This is a genomic window from Natrinema gelatinilyticum (assembly GCF_024266705.1).
In the GTDB taxonomy this organism is placed as follows: Archaea; Halobacteriota; Halobacteria; order Halobacteriales; family Natrialbaceae; genus Natrinema; species Natrinema gelatinilyticum.
The window spans coordinates 972,351-989,879 of the sequence record NZ_CP100756.1 but is presented as its reverse complement, the minus strand read 5'-3'; the positions used below and the strand labels follow the sequence as shown (position 1 = coordinate 989,879).

The following is a 17,529-nucleotide window of genomic DNA, read 5'->3' as shown; positions in this document are numbered from 1 at the left end:
GTGGCTTTGTAACGGCTCCGCCTAACTATCGACCATGCAAACGCACATCGTTCCGGTCGGCTTCGACTACGACCGGCTGATTGCGCCGCTCGTCCGCGATCAGATCGACGTCGACAGCGTTATTCTCCTCGAGGGGGCCGTCGGCAGCGAGGCCAACGTCGAGTACTCCCGCCACCTCTCGAAGAAGCTCGAAACGGATTTCAAGAACCTGCTGGGTGCGCAAACGAACCGCTTCGTACTGGAGGACGTCTACGACTACGACGAGGCCTTCGAGCAAGCCTACGAACTGATTACGGCGGAACTTGACCGCGGGAACGAAGTCTGGGTCAACGTCGCCGCGATGCCCAGGACCGTGAGCTTCGCGTTCGCGAACGCCGCCCACTCGCTGATGGTCGAGCGCCAGGAGGATCGGGAGGGGATCCACACCTACTACACCGCCCCTGAGAAGTACCTGGAGACCGAACTCGCCGAGGAACTGCGTAAACAGATCGCGCTGCTCGAGGATCTCCGCGAGGTGGCGGCAGCTGACGACGATGAAATCGAGGACGCGCGACTCGCAAACCGTCTCGAGAGCGCCCGTGATCTGTTAGACGAGTTCGACGAACGCGGGACGACGATCGGCGCGAAGGAGATTGCCGGGAAGCACATCGTCGAGTTGCCGGTTGCATCCTTCTCGAACGTCAAACCGTTCGAGGAACTCATTCTCTACAAACTCGGCGAGGACGGCGAATTCGATTCGGTCTCGGAACTCGCGGAGTCGCTGGCTCGCGAACTCAACGAGGAGTACACCGACAGTTTCCGCTCGAAGGTCATCTACAACGTCGATCGCCTGGGTCCCGGCGGGAAAGGCTACATCGAGCGCGAAGAACACGGCAAATCCTACCGGACGCGACTCTCCCGCATCGGCGAACTGTGGGTCCGTGCCCACTCCGATAACGGTTCGTGATAGCGACCCAGATGGCGGAACGGCCAACCGCCCTCTCACGGCAACTCGATCGCAACCGAGTGGCGGTGGATACGGAACGGAGGTTAGAGTATACCCAGTGTGTGGCCGAGGAAGTACCCGCTCGCGGCGACGAACCAGCCGGTGAAGACGACGATCGTGAGCGCGAACGCCGCCTTCGGGGTCGGACGCCCGCGTTTCAAATCCCTGAACGCGTGGTTTCGAAGATTGTGGGTCCCGAACACGTCGACGAACAGCCAGTAGCCGTCGCCGTCGATGAGCGGATTGAGGACGAACAGGAGTCGGAACAGCTGGACGAGAATACACGAACTGAGGACGCTGTAGCCGGGAAACAGCAGTAATGCGATCGCCAGCCCCAGCGTCACGACGATATCGACGACCGGTCCGGCGAGGCTAATCCAGATTCGGACGTTGCGCGGACACTGCCAGGCGTCTCTGGTCTGCGTGATCACCGCCGGAATGACCCCGTTCAGTCGCCCGATCGAGATCGACGGCTCGAAATAGGAACGACTGGCAACTACGTGGCCCAATTCGTGCAGGAGCGTCGCGCCGACGAAAAACGGCACGAGGACGACCGTCTTCCCGGTCGAGTTGGGCGAGCTCCAGATCGTCTCCCACTGGGCACCGAGCAGCGCACAGAGAAGGAACGTCACCACTCCGGTCGCGACGAGTCGCGGCCACAGCTGAATGTCCGCGGGCGTCTCGAGTCGCCGTATCTCGCCGCCGGGCTCGAGATACCCGTCCGCAGCCAGCACAATGATCGCCTCGAGAACGGCGGGATCGGCTGCCGAGGGGTCTCGCTCACCGCGGGCGAGGGCGCGGAGAGGCTCCCGGAATGCGGGATCGATGCGCTTGTAGTTACCGCCGTCGTTCCAGAGCCAGACCATCCCGTCAGTCTCGCCCCAGGTGTATCCGAAGTGGTGGCGGATGTGTCCCCCATCGTGCGCTCGATCGGCATCGGATTCGCCATCGCTGCTCGTCGTCATGGGTCGGCGAGGAACCCCGCGAGTTCGCCCGCAACGTTCGTCCCGGCGAGTTCGTCGAACGTGGCGAACATCGGTGACGGGTTCGCTTCGAGGACGACGAAGCGGTCGGCCGCATTGACCACGTCGACGCCGGTAAACGGCAGGCCGAGCTGGTCGGCCGCACGGCATGCCGCCCGTTCGATCTCGGGATCGAGCGATTCCAGTCCGATTCGTTCGACGTCGTGTCGTTCGCTTCGGTAATCGAGTGCGTCCGAGACGATGCGAGCCGCGGCGACGACCTCCCCGTCGACGACGAACACGCGAACGTCGTTCCCGTCGATGCGCTCTTGAAACTGAACCGGAGAGTTCGCGAGCCGCGAGAGTCGGTCGTCGTCGAGATCGACGCTCTCGAGGTGATGTGCGTGGCCGCCACCACCGATCGGCTTGTAGATAACGTTCTCGACGCGGTCCGCAAAGGCCCGCACTTCGGCCGGATCGTTGGTCGAGCAGGTCTCCGGTACCGGAACCCCGGCCGCCGCGAGCCTCGAGAGTTGCCAGGGTTTGAGGCTGTGAATGCCGAGAACGTCGGGTGGGTTGATTACCCGTACACCGTTGTCCTGGAGGTGCCTGATGGCCGAGAGGAGGAGACCGCGATACTCGCGTAACTGGTTGATCACCGACAGCGGTCGCTCCTCGAAGTCAGTCTCGAACTCCGGATGGCGGGGATCGAGGCCGAGCCGTCGCAAGTAAATCGTGTGGCACTCGCCGAGAAGCGCACCGGTATCGTCGATGGAAATCCGCGTTTCGTCTGCCATCTGCCTGACCGTCGCTGGCGTCGCTCCGGGCCAGGACGACGAGTCCCACAGGACCGTTTCGACACCACATGACGCGAGCTCCCGCGTCACAACGTCGACCTGCGGGTTGCGGGTCCGCGTTCGGGCCGATTACCAGGACATCCATTACGACATTATTCTCTCGATCAACTATATAATTCCAGAGACGAATTGTATAGGTATATCTCACTGGAAATACGGCCCGTGAAGCGTCGGGCATCATTCCGATGTGCCTGCGTTGTCCCGATTAGAGCCATTCACGAGGGTGACAGCCGATGAATTTTCGTGGGGAATACAATAGTGACCGCTGGTATTGGGGTGCTGATACGGGCGGACATATATTAACGTGTAGAAAGCTTAATATTTGTGGCCGTTGTCCGCCATCCTGTATGTCCGTAGACAACACGGATGATGTGCATTTCGTCGAAGACCTCGAAGAACGTGCGAACGCCTCCCCGATGCTCACGACACTGGCACTCGGCGAGGAGGGACCACTAACGATGTCCTGTGCGGAAACCGGTTGCTAAGGTGTACTGCGAACTACGTTCGTTTTTTCGCGGTCGGCGGCATCGAACCCCGTGAGCGCCCGCATCGATCCGGACTGCTCACTCGAGTGGCCGATCGCTGCTCCCGACTGATACGGACTGCTGAACGTCAGTTCTGGAGCAGCCGCGACAGTCCTGTGGGTGCACCGGTACATCGTTACAGCAGACCGCATGAATCGACGACGACCGCGCCATCGGTGGCCGTTTCTCAGAGCCCGTCAGTCGCGATGTTGCTTTCGTCTCGCGGACGGAACGGCTCGGGTTCGGATGGAAAGCGACGGCCGAGGGTCTCGAGAACGGAAGCAGTGATCGCCAGTGATCGACGAAAAGGCTATCACGCTTGCCGGCCGAATTGCCGGGTATGTCGGATCCCGTCGCGGCCGCGTCCGTTCGCCACGACGGCCCCCGTGGCACCGTTTCCGTATCCGGGCGGACGTAACGATTCACGGGAGTTCGGCCACCGATTCGGTCGACCCCTTCCGATGACTTACGTCCGCCCAGATCGGGGCTCCGTAGCCCCTGATTTCCCACCCCGTTTCGACGGATGTATTGTCGCCGACCAGCATTCACCGAGCAACGACCGCTCTATGGACGATAGCCAACCCCACAGCCTGACGACGCACCGACGACGCCCGCGACGGGCGGTGAGAGCATGAGCATGGACACGCCCGAACGGGATGACGACGGCGACCGGGGCGAACCGGGCCTCGAGGGCGGATACGACCCCGATACAGTCGAATCCCGCTGGCAACGGCGCTGGATCGACGAGGAGGTGTACGCCTACGAGGGAGACGAACGACAGGATCCGAACACGGTCTACGCGATCGACACGCCGCCGCCGACGGTCTCGGGAAGCCTGCACATGGGCCACCTCTACGGGCACACGCTACAGGACTTCGCCGCCCGGTTCCAGCGCATGTACGACGGCGACGTGCTCTTTCCGTTCGGCTACGACGACAACGGGATCGCGAGCGAGCGTCTGACCGAGAAGGAACTGGACATCCGACATCAGGACTACGAACGCCGCGAGTTCCAGGAGCTTTGCCGGGATGTCTGTGCGGAGTACGAGGCAGAGTTCACGGAGAAAATGCAAGGCCTCGGGTGTTCGATCGACTGGAACAACACCTACAAAACGATCGAACCGCGCGTCCAGCGAATCTCACAACTGTCCTTCCTCGACCTCTACGAGAAGGGCCGAGAGTACCGCAAGAAGGCCCCCGCGATCTGGTGTCCCGAGTGCGAGACGGCGATCTCGCAAGTCGAGATGGAAGACGACGAACGCGGCTCGCATTTCAACGACATCGCGTTCGAACTCGCGGGTGAAGACCCACCCCGCGAGGAGTTCGTCATCTCCACGACGCGCCCGGAACTCATCCCGGCGTGCGTCTCCGTCTTCGTCCACCCTGACGACGAGGAAAATCGCGATCTCGTCGGCGAAACCGCCCGAATTCCGCTCTTCGGCCACGAGGTGCCGATCATCGAGGACGAGCGCGTCGACATGGAGAAAGGCAGCGGGATCGTCATGTGCTGTACCTTCGGCGACCAGAAGGACATCGAGTGGTACCAGGCCTACGACCTGCCGCTTCGCGTGGCCATCGACGAATCCGCGACGATGACCGACCTTGCCGGCGACTACGAGGGCCTGTCCACGGAGGAGGCCCGCGAGGCCATCGTCGACGACTTAGACGACGCTGGCTACCTCCGCGATCGCTGGGATATTTCCCACACAGTCCAGGTCCACGAACGGTGTGACACTCCCGTCGAGTTCCGCGTCTCCAAGCAGTGGTACGTCGAGATTCTCGACCACAAGGAGGAGTACCTCGAGGCCGGCCGGGAGATGGACTGGTACCCCGAGAAGATGTTCACCCGGTACCGCCACTGGATCGAGGGACTCGAGTGGGACTGGCTGATTTCCCGTCAGCGCGATTCCGGCATTCCGTTCCCGGTCTGGTACTGCGAGGGCTGCGACCATCCGATCATGGCCGACCGGGAGGATCTTCCGGTCGATCCCCTGAGCGACGATCCGCCCGTGGACGGCTGTCCCGAATGCGGCCACGAGGAGTTCGAAGCCGAGGAGGACGTCTTCGACACGTGGGCGACGTCCTCGTTGACCCCCCTCATCAACGCCGGCTGGGACTGGGACGAAGAGACCGAGGCGTTCACGATGGACAGCCCCGAACTGTATCCGTTCGACCTGCGCCCACAGGGCCACGACATCATCTCGTTCTGGCTGTTCCACACCATCGTCAAGTGCTACGAGCACACCGGCGAGGTGCCCTTCGACGCCACGATGATAAACGGCCACGTCTTAGACGAGAACCGCGAGAAGATGTCCAAATCGCGGGGCAACGTGGTCGAACCCGACGAGGTGCTCGCGGAGTATCCGGTCGATGCCGTCCGGTTCTGGGCGGCAAGCGCCGCCGTCGGCGACGACTTCCCGTACCAAGAGAAGGACCTGACGGCGGGCGAGAAGCTCCTTCGAAAACTCTGGAACGCCTCGAAGCTGGTCGACACGCTCGCGCCCGCCGACCCCGAGGAACCCGGCAAACTCGAGGCGATTGACCGCTGGCTGCTCGCGGAACTCGACGCCACCGTCGCCGACCTGACCGACCACCTCGAGGCCTACGAATTCGCGAAGGCCCGCGACCGCCTGCGAACGTTCTTCTGGAACACCTTCTGTGACGACTACCTCGAAATCGCGAAGACCCGGGAGGAGACCCCCTCGCCCCAGTACGCCCTCAGAACGGCGCATCGAACGTTTCTCGAGCTGTGGGCGCCGTTCTTGCCACACGTGACCGAGGAGATCTGGCAATCGGTCTACGGGACTGGTGACGGGACGTTCGACAGTATCCACACTCGCGATTGGCCCGCTCCGCAGGGTTACGAGGCCGATCTCGAGGCCGGCGAGACCGCGATGGAGGTCATCTCGGCGTTGCGTCGGTACAAAAGCGAGAACCAGCTCCCGTTGAACGCCGACCTCGAGGCGGTGTCGATTTTCGGGCCGATCGAGGGCTTCGAAGACGCGATTCAGAACGTGATGCACGTCCGGGATCTCACCGTGCTCGCGGAGCCCCCGGAAATCACGACCGACGTCGCGTCGATCGACCTCGATTACGCAACGCTCGGACCGAGGTTCGGCTCGAAAGTCGGCGAAATCGACGCCGGAATCGAGACCGGAGAGTACGAAATCGACGACGCCGAGGGTCTCCTTCGCGTCGCCGGCGAAGAACTCGAGGACGATCTATTCGAGGTCGAACTCGAGCGGACCTACTCGGGCGAGGGCGAGATGATCGAGACCGAGTCGACGGTCGTCATCCTCGAGTAGTCGTCCCGTCGCGCTTCGAATAGTACCGTTCGATTTTCCGTCCTACCTCGGGGAGGTTCTGAGCCGAGATCGATTCCCCGTCTCGAATCCCGAACGTCTTCGTCTCGCGATGCCGAATTTAGCTGTAATTGAGGGCGCTAAGCCCCCTTCTGCTCACGGCGACGCCGTTCGCATGGTCAGCGGGACCGACGGTCCCGCGCTATCCTCAGCGAGCGAAGCGAGCAGGGAGGGGATACAACGCCCGCACGTCTTGGTTTCGTGTGAATCGGCACCCTTATTATCCCTTCGGTTGAAGGTGGTAATAAGATGCTCACCACGCTTCCGGCGGTGTTCAAACGCGACAACAAGCGTGCATCGTCGGTTGTGGCCGAGTGTCGAACCGGTAGGAGTGGGACACTCCGAACCACCTGTCAAGGGAAGCCGCCTGTGGAGTCTGGAACCGTCCGCAGAACGCCAACAGCGTTCTGCCGGGCCGCACGAGACGCTCCGCGTCTTGTGGACGCTGTGGGGACGTTCCCTGCACGTTCCGACACCGAAGCAGGAAGCCCTGTCCGTAACAAGCGAGGGCTGGGTAAGCCCGAGCGCGGTAGGGCAGGGTAGTTCACCTACTATCCAACGCGTAGCGGGTTCCCGCTACCGATGGGTTGTCACGCCGTCGAGTAATTCTCCCTTTCTATAACTCTCAACGCCGAAACCAGGAATATGATGAATATATTACAAGTGACGGAAAAGTTATGACTGTATGTTCTAATCAGGAGGTGTGCTCTGCTGAAGTCGGATCGAGCCGTTTCGTTGCCTGTCGTCGCGCAAGCCGAGTACAGAGCACTCATGAAGACAGACATCTCAGACGTCGATACATCAGGAACTGATGCCGCTCTTCCCTCGAACACGGTATTCGAGCTTTTACTCGACGAACAGCGCCGGTACGCGTTATATTATCTGTCACGGAGAGTCGACGCCGTGAGCATCGAGGAACTCGCCGATCGGATCGCCGATCGAGAAGGACAGCCGACCCCCGAACGCGCCGAGCAAATCGTAGTCGAGTTCCACCACAACCACCTTCGAAAGCTCGTCGAATCGGAAGTGCTCCGATACGATGCGGACGCGGGCACGGTCGAACGCCAGGCCGCGGCCCGCGCACTCGATCCCTATCTCGAACTCGTGTTCGTCAACGATCCGTAAGAGAGATCGAGTCCGCTCGAGTCGACGGCTATCGCCGGCCTCGAACCGCTTCGCACTTTTTGACCCGAATCGAGAGCGAGAGAAAGAGCGCCAGAAGGACGAACGTCACTTCGCCGGCGGCGATCGCGCCCAGCGCGTCGGCCCCGAGGAATAGCGATGCGTCCCGCGAAACGGGGATTATCGTGTGATGTGGGTTGCCGACGACGGGGACGAAGTAATCCACGATCAGGTTGCTCCAATACCAGAGCGAAGCCACGGCGACGGCCCAGATCGGGAAGTCGCTGATCCGATAGAGGACCATGGCCTGGACGACCATCGCGAGGTGACTCCAGAACAGAAAGTGGTACATCAACGTGGGGAGGTATGTGTAGGAATCTGCGAACACGAGCAACGTGTAGGGCGTCCACAATCCGAGCACGATGTTACCGAAAAAGGCCAGCGCCGTTAACCAGGGCTGTTCTCGCCCTACTTTCCAGCAGGCGATTGCCAGCGCGACGAACAGCGTAGCGAGCGGACTATCCGGAACCCAGGGCCACATCACGACGGCCGTTCGGGCTAACTGCGGGCCGTAGTACCAGAACCCGAACGCCGTTCCGGCGAGGTTGATCGCCACGACGAGCCAGGCAAATCGCAACCCGAGGTCCTCTACCGTTTGCGGTACGGGCGCGAGATACGCCGGTAGCGATTCGCGATCGCCACCTTTGCGATCCGCCATCCGAGTCGACGCGGTCATCGTCCGGCGCGACGGACGGGACCCGCAAAACAGTAGCGGTTGCTCCTCCGTCCGTCCGCCGACCCGTACCACTACGACCACGCCCGTCGTAGCCCCGGCTATGACGATCGGCGCTTCGACCACGACCCCAGTCGACGAACGGACGCGAACCCAACTCTCGACCGGCCACATCGTCGAACTGCCACTCGAACTCTCGTTCGCGATGGGCGGCGTGGCCGTCCCGGCGCGCCGCGCCAAACTCGAGGCAGCGCTGCCGGACGGACTGTCCTCGCTCGCAATCGCACCCGGCGTGGGCTGCGTCGCCCTCGTCGGGATCCAGTACCACCGGGTCGGCGGCGGGGAGACGGAATCGTCGCAGTTCGAACCGTACGATGAGGTCGCGGTCATCGTCCCCGCAGTCCACGAGAGTCGAACATCCCTCCCGCTGGCGCAGCTCGCAGACGGTGCGGTCGGCGGATACGTTCACTGGCTCCCCGTTACGACCGAGGACTCGGTCGCGCTCGGTCGCGAACTCTGGGGCTACCCGAAAGAACGGGCCGACGTCACGGTAACCGACGGGCCGACCGGTATCCGTGCCGTCGTCGATGGTGGGCGGTACCGCGGTGACGAGGCTGTTCGACTCGAGGTCGCTCGACCCCGAACCGACGCTCGAGCGCGTGAGTGGACGATGCATAGCTACACGGTGAAAGATGATGTCCTCCTGCGGACGCCGGTCCACGTCCGTGGCGACGTGGCGATCGGACCCGGCCCGTCTGTCGGCACCCGAGTCGAGGTCGCCTCGAGCGTTCGACGGGAACTTGGACTCTGGCAGCGGCCGCTCGGTCGGGTGTACGGTTCGCGCGTTCGGGCGCGCCTCCTCGAGGGCGAGCGGATCGCACATCGGCGGGGGTGAATCGACGACTCGCGGAGACGATCTGATACCTGACGGGCTACCGTGCGGTCGGGAGCGCTCCGACCGGTTCGTACGAGGCGTTCTCGGCCGTTTTCCACAACTGCGGCAGGAGAGATACCAAAGAACACGTGTAAGTGCTGCGGCTCCTAACTGCGCAGTATGGCCGAGAACACCGATCTCGAGGAATTGCGACGCGGGACAGAGCTCGTCAAGCGCGGTTTTGCGCAGATGCAGAAAGGCGGCGTCATCATGGACGTCGTCGACCCGGAGCAGGCACGCATCGCCGAAGACGCCGGTGCGGTCGCCGTCATGGCCCTGGAAGCGGTTCCGGCGGACATCCGCAAGCGTGGCGGCGTCGCCCGGATGGCCGACCCCGCCGACGTCGAAGAGATCGTCGAATCGGTGTCGATCCCCGTCATGGGCAAAGCCCGCATCGGCCACACGAAGGAGGCGCAGATCCTCGAGGCCGTCGGAGTCGACATGATCGACGAGAGCGAGGTGCTCACGCCCGCTGACGACGCGTACCACATCGACAAGCGCGAGTTTACTGCGCCGTTCGTCTGTGGGGCGCGCAATCTCGGCGAGGCCCTGCGCCGGATCGACGAGGGCGCGGCGATGATCCGCACCAAGGGTGAAGCGGGGACAGGGGACGTCAACCAGGCCGTCCACCACCAGCGCACTATCAAGGGCGCCATCCGGAAACTCGAGGGCATGAGCCACGAGGAACGGGAAGCATACGCGCGTGATATCGAAGCGCCCGCGGAACTGGTCCACGAGACCGCCGAGATGGGGCGGCTGCCGGTGGTCAACTTCGCGGCGGGCGGCATCGCGACGCCCGCCGACGCCGCGCTCATGATGCACCACGAGTGCGACGGCATCTTCGTCGGCAGCGGTATCTTCGGGGCGGAGAACCCGCCCGCGATGGGCGAGGCTATCGTCGAGGCGACGAATAACTGGGACGACCCCGAGGCGCTCGCCGAAATTTCGAAGAACCTCGGCAAGGGGATGAAAGGCGACGCGAACGTTGATCTCCCCGAAGAGGAGAAGCTGCAGGGTCGTGGCGTCTGAGGACCGGCGGTGGGACGTCTTCTCGGCTTCGATACCGGGGACGAGCGACCGGTCGGCAAGCACGTCCGTTTTCTCCGCGCGAAGCGTCTCGACCCTATGGATCAGACACAGTCCCTGACCAGCGTCGAGCAACTCGCCGACGGGTTACTCACGGGAATCGAGCGATTGCTCCGGGAACTCGAAACCAGCGCATCGGACGAGACGCTGGCGGCGACGGTGGCAGAACTCCTGGACGTCGTCTTGGCGGTCGACGACCTCCTCGAGACGATCGATTTCGAGACGCTGCCCGACACCGTCGAGATGTCGGCGCTGCCCGCCCTCGTCGAATTCGACGCGTTTCCAGACGCGATCCGTGAGCGGAATCCGGATCCGGCACTGGACCTCGGTCGGCTCGAGGACGTGATCACCCTTCGAGAACTGTGGAACACCATCGATGTCGTCGATTTCCAGCGCGAGTTGCGCCAGTTGAAGCGTGAACTCGAGGACATCGTCGGCCCCAACGCGTTCGAATCGCCGGACGACTCGGAGGCCGTCAGCGATGTCAAAAACTACATCGAGGCAATCAAGCCGGATGCGACGAACGCGGTGTTTCAACAGGAGGCGAAAAAAAGTGCGAAGGTGGCGCGAAACGGTCTCCTCGAAGCCCATTCGGAGTTTGACGATCTGTACGAGTCGACGCGACGCGGTCACGGTCGGCAACCAGTCTCGAACAATCCGACAGCGGTCACGACGGTGCCCGCAGGCCCGCTTCCGGCCGGCGTCTCTACGAGAGTCTCGACCGTCCCGACGAACGTCCGACAAGCGAAAGTCGACGCCCTCCGTCGAATCTACGGTCGACGCTGGCGGACCACCCGACCGAACCAGTAACGCCGACGGGACGCGTGCGTCGAGAAATCGAGCCGGTGTCGACGGGGACTCGCCCCTTCACCTCCAGCGGTAGTTTGGGGCCAGCTACGTCGGAATAGCGGCAGTGCGGGTTCGGAAGCTAAGTCGGCGGAAGCGATCGAGTCGTCGTGTGATCGTGCCCCGACCGTTACGACCGCGTGGCCAGAACGAACGACAGGAACAACAGGTAGGTCGTCAGCGAACCGATCCCCGCGGAGAGACTACTCGAAGGGGCGACGACGATTCCGACGCCGACAATCCCGAACGCGCCCGCGAGCGTTCCCGCCTGTACGACCGGTCGGTCCCAGTAGTGGCGGACGGTTTCGCTGTGACTGGACGCAACGGCTTCGAAAACGAGCGTTCCGAGTCCACCGATCGCGACGAATGGGATCGACAGCGGCGCACTCGCCGTGAGGAGACCGCCGATGAACGCCGCGAGTGCGATCATCGCGAGGATGCCGTCAGTCATCTCGCCCATCGCCTCAGCGGTACAGTCTCGCGCCTTCTCCGATGACGGTCTGGTAGGCCCGGCTCTCGACGCCAGCCGCGTCGAATGCGTCCACCATCGCTGAGGCGATCGCTCGCCGATTTCGGCGGTGACAGACCGCCAGGATGCCCGGTCCGGCACCGCTTACGGTTACGCCGGTCGCACCCGCCTTGAGTGCGGCTTCGCGAACCTGCTCGTAGCCGTCGATCAGGGCGGTGCGCTCTGGCGTGACGATGTCGTCGCACATGCCTTTTCCGACGAGTTCGGGATCGTTCCGGGTCATGCCGACCGTCAGCGTGGCAGCGTTGCCGACCGTGTCGACGACCTCCTCGAGCGGGGCCGACCGGGGTACCACGCCGCGGGCATCGCGGGTCGACACGGACATTTCGGGGAGGCAGGCGACGACGGGGACTGCGGCGTCGACCTGCGTGACGCCGTCGTCGGTGACGATGGTAAACCCCCCTAGCAGCGAGGGAGCGACGTTATCTGCGTGGGCTTCTCCGGAGACGAGCGCCTCGCCCTCGGCTGCGACCGGGACGAGTTCTTCTCGTGTGCGGCCGCGGTCGTACAGCGCGTTCAGCGCGACGGCTGCCGCGGCCGCGCTCGCGGCCGACGACCCGAGTCCCGAAGAGGGACGAACGCCCTTGTCGATCCGAATGTGGGCCGGAGCATCGAGTGCCTCTGCAACCGCACCGACGGTGTTCTTCGCGGGATCTTCGGGAATGTATTTGCTGCCCCTACCGGTCACCGTAATCGTCGTTTCCGAGGCGCGATCAACGCGGACGACGTCGGCGGGCGTTCCGAGAGCGACGCCGAAGACGTCGAAGCCACTCCCGAGGTTCGCACTCGTCGCGGGTGCCCGCACGGTGAACATGCCGTTTCCTTCCAAGACTGCGGTCAAAAAGGTAGCGAACGAAGCCGACGGCCCGGCGATGCGAGAACGCATCGTCGCTTCCCGGCCGATGTCGGCCGGGGACAGTTAACTCGGACGCTGTCGTCGGTTCGGGCAGCCTGAATCGCGAGCGAAGTTACTCGTCATCGGTGGTCGTTCCGAACGTGAACACGTCTTCGTTTGCGGTCCAGCTTGCGTCGCCGTCGTCGCTATCGTCGCCGTCGTCTGCGACGTCATCACGACCGAGGGCGTCCTCCGCATCGGCGTCGTCGCCCGTCGAGGCGTTACGTCCATCGCCATCGTCGCCGAACGCGGCCGACTCTTCCTTCTCGCCGGGTTCCGACGACCCGGTGGTGCCCTCTCCGTCGTCGACCGGATCAAACGGGAGGGCTGCCGTGTCGTCGTTGTCCGTCGTCTGCTCGGGTACCTGGTCGAATTCGCGGGTCGGATCGGCGCCGGCGTCGGTATCCGTAGACTCCGTCGACGTTTCGGGACGGTCGTCCCGTCCGTCGGTCGACGGCGTCTCCACGGCTTCGTACGACGACTCATCACTCGCGGGCGTCTCGGATCCGAACGATCCGGTCCTCGATTTGTCAGTGAACGCGTCGTTCGTCGATCGGCTCCCGTTGTCGGCATCGTCGATTTCCTTGCTCGAACTGAGTTCGAACGCATCGGACGGTTCACTGTCGTCGTCCAGGTCTCGGGTGTCTTTCGTATCGCCCCAACCGTCGTCGACGTCCGTCCCGAACGTGATACCCTGGCCCTGATCGTCGGGTCTGTCGACGTCGAATTTCGATCTGCCCGCTGCCAGTTCCTCGTCGCCGTCGAACGACGACCCGAGGTTCACGTCCGCGCGGTTGACATCGGTGTCGAACCGATCGAGCGCTTCAGACAGCTGTGCTGCCTGCTGGGACAGATTCGACGCGGACTTCGTCACTTCGGTCAGTGCGGTCGTCTGCTCTTCTGCCGCTGCAGCGACGTTTTCGGCTTCGGCGGTCGTCTCCTCCGAAATCGTCGCCGCACTGTCGACCATCGAGACGACTTCCTGGGTCGTTGCCGCTTGTTCTTCCGTCGCCGCGGATATCTCCTGGACGCCCACGTTGGTTTCCTGGGCGAGTTCGGTGATTTCCTTGAGTGCCCCGACCGCCGCCTGAACCTGATCGCTCGCGTCTTCGATATCGGAACTCGTCCCCTCGACTTCGGCGGCGGACTCTTCGGTCCGGTCACGGATCGCCTCGAGCCGGTCTTCGGCCTCGTCGGCCGCATCGGCGACGTCTTCGGAGAGGGCCTTGACCTCTTTGGCCACGACGGAGAATCCCTCGTCGTCGCTGCCCCCTCCCTGGGAACGGGAGGCCTCGATGTTGGCGTTGAGTGCCAGCATGTTGGTCTGGCGCGCGATCTCCGAAATCCTGTTGATCAGCTCGTCGATCTGTTGAACCTCCCTTTCGAGCCGACGCATCTCGGCGACGGTGTTGCCGGCTTCGGTCTCGATCCCGTCCATAGCTGCGATAGCGGCCTGGGCGGCTTCTTGCCCATCTCGCCCGGTGTCGACGGTCCGTTCGGCGATGTTGGCGACCTCGTTCGAGGAGGAGGCGATCTCCTCAGTCGTGGTCGAGAGACCGCTCATCTCCTGATTGACCGACTGCAGCGAGTCGTTCTGTCGGTCTGCGCCGTCGGAAATCTCCTGGACCGATCCCGTGACCTGCTGCGAGGCGGATCTGACTTCCTCGCTCGAGGCGGTCACCTGTTCGGAGGCGGTCGCGACGTCGGTCGCGAATCGGTTGAGCTCGGCGATGGTCTGTTCGATCTCGTCGAGCATCTCGTTGAAGTCCTCCCCGATCTGTTGCATCACCTCGTTCTGGTTGTCGACCGTCGCGCGGGCGGTGAGGTCGCCGTCGGCGGCGCGACCCATGACCGCACCGTACTCGGCAGCTTTGTCTTCCAGGTGGTCGTTGAGTTCCTGGACGCGCTTGCGCTCGTGTTCGGCTTCCTTACGTGCGGCTTCGGCTTCTTCGATCTGTTTACGGAGTGCATCGCGCATCGAATCGAATCCGTTGTAGAGCCGACCGATGTTGTCGATTCGCTCGGTCTCGAGGTCGACGCTGAGGTTCCCGTTTTCCATCTCGCTGGCCTTGTCAGTGAGGCGGTCGATCGAGGTGGTCGTGTTTCGACCGAGGATGACACCGACCGTGCCGATCATGAACACTCCAAGGATCGTCGCGACGATCCCCCATTCTCTGATGTTGCTGACGTATCCGAGCGCCTGGCTGGACGGCTCGTGGCTCACGACGACCCAGTCGGTTCCGAAGACGCGTGCGGCACTCGTGACGTACTCGTCGTTGTCGAAATTATAGGAGTCGGTCCCGAAAGACAGCGCCGATCCGGGAACCTGTTGGGTGGTGGCACCTTTCGTTCGGGCAGCGTTCAGAATGCTTTCGTCGCCGCCGTAAGAAACCCCGAGCGTCTGGGTGCTATTATCTGAGTCGCGATTATCCAGCATGATCTCGTTGCCGCTATCGACGACCATCGTCGTGACACCCGTTTCGTCCTGAAGCTGATTCGAGTACGCCTCGAGATTGGCGGTGTAGACGACTGCACGGTTTTCGTTCTCGGCCGAGATCTGGACGTACGTGATGACGGTGGTATTCTGGCCGAACTCACCCTGTGCGGTGGACGCGTTCGAGACCCAGGGCACAGTCTGCGATGCCTGTGAGTACGCGTTGCCGGGGACGTTCTCGAGTTCGTTGCTCGAGGCGCCACGGTAGGCCTCGTTCGTGCTGGCAGTTACCGTCCCGCTGTCCAGATTAACATAAGAAATATCGAACGTATCTGTATCGAGGTGTTCCTGCCAGTCGAGGAATCGTCGTTGGATCGCCGCCGAATCGTCGCTGGCGACGACGTCGGACCTGACGATCATTCCGATCGTATGCTCGTTCTGCTCGTTCCACATCTGCAGACTTTGCGCCTCCTGACTAACTGAAGATGAGTGGTCACTCTCGACCCGATCCTCGACCTGGTTCGTGACCGCTGCAGTCGCAGCGTATCCAATCAGGCCGACAGAGATCCCGAGAATCACTAACGCTATCCCGAACTTGACCGCGTACCTGCGTCGGATAGCTGTCGGCACCAATTGTCGAACGAAATCCATGGATATGTCACGCGTATTTTCGTCACTACATAAATTGTCAGCCACAGTTATCGAAGCTGATAATCGGGGATGGGCCAGCTTCCTTATATTAATCTCGGCTTCCGTTGATCGTTTCTAATGACCACCGTTGGCCGGGGAACAATTTACAATCCCAACTGGGATCACTGGCTACATGATTGTTATGTTACATCTATGTACTCCGGTACTTTCGTTCGTAATTTTCTAGTATCGTATTCGCAATGATTAAGAAACAGAGGCTGAAACGACCGCTCGAGATGGAGGACATTGACTCCGAAAGTGGGAATGCAGGGAATCCCGTGCAGTCAGATCACCGACGCGGTCTCGACCGCCGTCGGATGCTGAAAACGACGGCTGGTGGAACAGTCAGCCTCTCGTTTGCCGGCTGTCTCGAAACGGCCGGTTCTATCGTCACGGGCGCCGAGGCAGACCCGGTCACTGTCGGAGTACTCGCACCGAATCCGGATAGCAATGCTACCGGACGGTCGATCGTCGAGGGCGCAAGGATCGCCCGCAACCAACTCGAGGACAACGGGGGTATCGACGGCAAGGACGTCGAACTGGTCGTCGGCGACACGAACTCGAGCCCGCTCGAGGCGCGCCGGCAGTACCAGCGACTCGTCCTCGAGGACGGCGCAGACGTCACGATCGGTGTCGCTACGAGCGAGGCTCTCATCGCGCTGATGGACGACATCGCCGAACAGCAAGTCCCCCACCTGACGGCGGGGGCTGCGACGACGGCGGCGAGCCGTCTGGTGAACGAGCAGTACGAGAAGTACAAGTATCATTTTCGCGTCGGCCCGATCAACGATGTGAACCTCGGCGAGACTCAGGTCGACTTTTTGGCCGACATGGGTAGCCAGATCGGCTGGGAATCGGTCGCCATTCTCGTCGAAGACTACGAGTGGACGAAGAACCTGTGGGACATCTACCAGAACCAACTGGGTGGCGCGGCCGTCGACGTCGCGATGTCGCAGCGGTACCCGCCTGCGACCGATAGTTTCTCCACAATCTACGACGAGGTCGAACGGTCGGGGGCCGACGCCGCGATCATTTCGGCTGCCCACACCGGGACCGACGCCGTGTTGGACTGGGGCCCAGCCGGGCGGAAATTCGCCTTCGGTGGGATCCACGTGCCAATGCAGCTATCGTCGTACTACGGGATGGTCAACGGTGCGTGCCGCTACGCGATCGGAGTCGCGTTCGCGACACCGGAAAGCAAAATCACCGACAAGACGCAACCGTTCCTCGAGACGTACCAGCGCAGGAACGACGGGACCGCACCCGTCTACACCGGCTACATTTCGTTCGACGCAGTGAAACTGTTCGCGAAGGCGGTCGAAGCGGCCGGGACGCTCGACTCCGACGAACTCGTGAACGAGCTCGAGGGAATCTCCGCTACCGGGACGACCGGAACGATCGAGTTCCACGACCCCGATCACGAACACGCCCACGACGTCATCTACGGGAAAGAAAACATTCACCCGCTGTACTACCAGTGGCGTGAAGCCGACGACGGAACCGGAGTCCAGAAGACGATCTGGCCCGACATCTACGAGACGACCGACTACGTCGATCCCGCCTGGCTGTGA

14 protein-coding genes are annotated in these 17,529 nt (G+C 62.4%); 8 read left to right on the top strand and 6 right to left on the bottom strand.

What is annotated here, in order from left to right:
- Positions 1-34 precede the first annotated feature (34 nt).
- Positions 35-946, top strand: coding sequence for an HFX_2341 family transcriptional regulator (locus NJU76_RS04785; protein WP_254531651.1), 912 nt, complete (start codon positions 35-37; stop codon positions 944-946).
- Positions 947-1,029: 83 nt separating this feature from the next.
- Here the strand turns inward: NJU76_RS04785 and NJU76_RS04780 are convergent, their stop codons facing one another.
- Both NJU76_RS04780 and NJU76_RS04775 read right to left on the bottom strand, forming a co-directional pair.
- Entirely contained in the window at positions 1,030-1,950 is a 921-nt protein-coding gene (locus tag NJU76_RS04780; protein WP_254531649.1) for a zinc metalloprotease, read from the bottom strand.
- Positions 1,947-2,744: an ATP-grasp domain-containing protein gene (locus NJU76_RS04775; RefSeq protein WP_254531648.1), complete on the bottom strand. Its 798-nt coding sequence runs from the start codon at positions 2,742-2,744 to the stop codon at positions 1,947-1,949. The genes NJU76_RS04780 and NJU76_RS04775 overlap by 4 nt, the downstream gene beginning before the upstream one ends.
- 407 nt (positions 2,745-3,151) lie before the next feature.
- On the opposite strand from NJU76_RS04775, the gene NJU76_RS04770 reads away from it, so the two are divergent.
- From NJU76_RS04770 to NJU76_RS26970, 3 genes are all read left to right on the top strand, one after another.
- Positions 3,152-3,289 (top strand): hypothetical protein, encoded by a 138-nt coding sequence (locus NJU76_RS04770; protein ID WP_254531647.1) that lies wholly within the window; start codon positions 3,152-3,154, stop codon positions 3,287-3,289.
- A 670-nt stretch (positions 3,290-3,959) separates the two neighbouring features.
- Complete coding sequence (locus NJU76_RS04765; RefSeq protein ID WP_254531645.1) at positions 3,960-6,632, top strand: valine--tRNA ligase; 2,673 nt, start codon at positions 3,960-3,962, stop codon at positions 6,630-6,632.
- Positions 6,633-7,460: 828 nt separating this feature from the next.
- On the top strand, positions 7,461-7,814 hold the full coding sequence (locus NJU76_RS26970) for a DUF7344 domain-containing protein (protein ID WP_425604293.1): 354 nt from the start codon (positions 7,461-7,463) through the stop codon (positions 7,812-7,814).
- 28 nt (positions 7,815-7,842) lie between these two features.
- Here NJU76_RS26970 and NJU76_RS04755 read toward each other — a convergent pair whose 3' ends face one another.
- Positions 7,843-8,547, bottom strand: coding sequence for a DUF1405 domain-containing protein (locus tag NJU76_RS04755; RefSeq protein WP_254531643.1), 705 nt, complete (start codon positions 8,545-8,547; stop codon positions 7,843-7,845).
- 100 nt (positions 8,548-8,647) lie between these two features.
- On the opposite strand from NJU76_RS04755, the gene NJU76_RS04750 reads away from it, so the two are divergent.
- From NJU76_RS04750 to NJU76_RS04740, 3 genes are all read left to right on the top strand, one after another.
- The gene (locus NJU76_RS04750; RefSeq protein WP_254531642.1) at positions 8,648-9,439 is read left to right on the top strand and encodes an acetoacetate decarboxylase family protein; all 792 of its coding nucleotides are present in this window, start codon (positions 8,648-8,650) and stop codon (positions 9,437-9,439) included.
- A gap of 159 nt (positions 9,440-9,598) precedes the next feature.
- A complete protein-coding gene (gene pdxS / locus NJU76_RS04745) occupies positions 9,599-10,507 on the top strand; it encodes a pyridoxal 5'-phosphate synthase lyase subunit PdxS (protein WP_254531640.1) in 909 nt (302 codons plus the stop codon).
- Positions 10,508-10,603: 96 nt separating this feature from the next.
- The gene (locus NJU76_RS04740; protein ID WP_254531639.1) at positions 10,604-11,374 is read left to right on the top strand and encodes a hypothetical protein; all 771 of its coding nucleotides are present in this window, start codon (positions 10,604-10,606) and stop codon (positions 11,372-11,374) included.
- Between the two features lie 166 nt (positions 11,375-11,540).
- Here the strand turns inward: NJU76_RS04740 and NJU76_RS04735 are convergent, their stop codons facing one another.
- The 3 genes from NJU76_RS04735 to NJU76_RS04725 all read right to left on the bottom strand — a co-directional run bounded on the left by NJU76_RS04735 (position 11,541) and on the right by NJU76_RS04725 (position 15,919).
- Positions 11,541-11,870: a hypothetical protein gene (locus tag NJU76_RS04735; RefSeq protein WP_254531638.1), complete on the bottom strand. Its 330-nt coding sequence runs from the start codon at positions 11,868-11,870 to the stop codon at positions 11,541-11,543.
- Positions 11,871-11,874: 4 nt separating this feature from the next.
- Positions 11,875-12,753 (bottom strand): homoserine kinase, encoded by an 879-nt coding sequence (locus NJU76_RS04730; protein WP_254531637.1) that lies wholly within the window; start codon positions 12,751-12,753, stop codon positions 11,875-11,877.
- Positions 12,754-12,907: 154 nt separating this feature from the next.
- Positions 12,908-15,919 (bottom strand): methyl-accepting chemotaxis protein, encoded by a 3,012-nt coding sequence (locus tag NJU76_RS04725; RefSeq protein WP_254531636.1) that lies wholly within the window; start codon positions 15,917-15,919, stop codon positions 12,908-12,910.
- 275 nt (positions 15,920-16,194) lie between these two features.
- Between NJU76_RS04725 and NJU76_RS04720 the strand changes: the two genes are divergently transcribed.
- Complete coding sequence (locus tag NJU76_RS04720; RefSeq protein WP_254531634.1) at positions 16,195-17,529, top strand: ABC transporter substrate-binding protein; 1,335 nt, start codon at positions 16,195-16,197, stop codon at positions 17,527-17,529.